The 1,428-nt window shown below is 53.3% G+C and carries 1 protein-coding gene; it reads right to left on the bottom strand.

The genetic code is table 11. The annotated features are described in order from the left end of the window. A partial coding sequence (locus PG888_RS22840; RefSeq protein WP_270694465.1) for a site-specific integrase occupies positions 1-1,327 on the bottom strand: 1,327 nt, incomplete at its 3' end. Positions 1,328-1,428 lie beyond the last annotated feature (101 nt).

Genomic DNA, 1,428 nt, shown 5'->3' with positions numbered 1-1,428 from the left:
ACCTGAAGCAACACCGCTTATATACCCGCACACTTGGAATTATTTGAGTCTCTAAAAATGAGGGGATCTCTGAGAGGTCTGCCACCGCATGCTCGGGTGTATCACGTTGTTGCAGCTCATCAATAACGGTGTGGCGGAACCCATAGGCGGTAGGTCGTTGCCCCGCCACAAATCCCAGTTTCCCCAGGTAGCGGGAGAAGCGGCACTCGAAATTTTTGGTCCATTCGCCAAACTCCCCTGTAGCCGTACAACTGAATAGCTGCACATGGCCCTGCCTACGTCGTAATTCGACATAATTCAGGAATCCCAGCGCAATCAACCTGCTGTGGATGGGTACGAGTCGCCTGCTGTTGCCGTTTTTGATCGACTGCGCCTCTCCCTCGTCGGTAATGTTGAGGCAAGCGATATTATCCTGGGTCATCACATCACTGACACGTAGCTGACAGATCTCCGCAGGCCGTGCGCCAGTGTGTAGTAGTACCAAGGGTATCCAATAGTCATCGACGTTGCTGTAAGCGTGCTGGGTGAAGTTTACCGAGCTGAACAATGCCCTGAGCTGGGTGGGCACCCAGCGCTGTCGGGGGGTAGGCTGCGCACATTTTATTTTGACCTGATCAAATGGATTTTTGGCCGTATATTCCATCTGCACAGCAAAATTCAGCATCTGGGTACAGGCCGCCTTGTATTCACGCACAGTCTTCAGTCCCTTACTGGTCGCCAGCTCCTGAACAAACTGATCTACATGCCTGAATTTCAAAGCCTGTACGAAGAAGCCACCACCCACAGCGATGATAAGTGCTGTTGTACGAGTCTGGAGCTGCTGGAGCGAACGTGATGAGATTTTTTCATTCGATTTGCGCTCCAGAAACTCAGCCTGCAACTGGCCCATTGCCTTGGGCACTGTAACCGGATCAAGGTGCTGCATCGGCTCAAGAGACGGCTGTAACTGCGATGCCCTTATTGGAGAGTCGCAGCAGGATGCTGCTGACACGTCATCGGGCTGACTATAAGGAAGTGGGGACGACTGAATAAGCCCGTTAGCAGAGGAAAGCAGTTGTTGGCGTAAGCGAGCCAGATCCGGCGCGATAAGGTCTCGAAAACGGGTCGTCGGCTGATGGCTGTCAGTCCTCAAGAGAGCGGGTAATCTGCCCATCATTATCTTGATGCCATGTGCTGCAACCAGATTGCGTAGCGTGGCTTCACTGCGATCCTTGGTGAGCAGGGAGACTCTGATCTCTAGGGGGCAGCCTAACAGGCGGAGGGATTGGGGAAACGGAATGCGGGTGTAGTAGTTCCCGTTTCGGTTTTTCAGCAGGTAGCTCGGCATGATCGTGACACCTCATAGTGACACTTGCGTATTCCGGCGAAGTTGAACAGCCATTCCGGCCAACGTGAACACCCTGATCCTTAACGCGCTCACGTCACCCC

The sequence above is a fragment of the Aeromonas sp. QDB23 genome (assembly GCF_027707745.1).
Lineage (GTDB): Bacteria > Pseudomonadota > Gammaproteobacteria > Enterobacterales > Aeromonadaceae > Aeromonas > Aeromonas allosaccharophila.
Note: the sequence above shows the minus strand (reverse complement) of the source record. Positions and strands in the feature narration are given on the sequence as shown.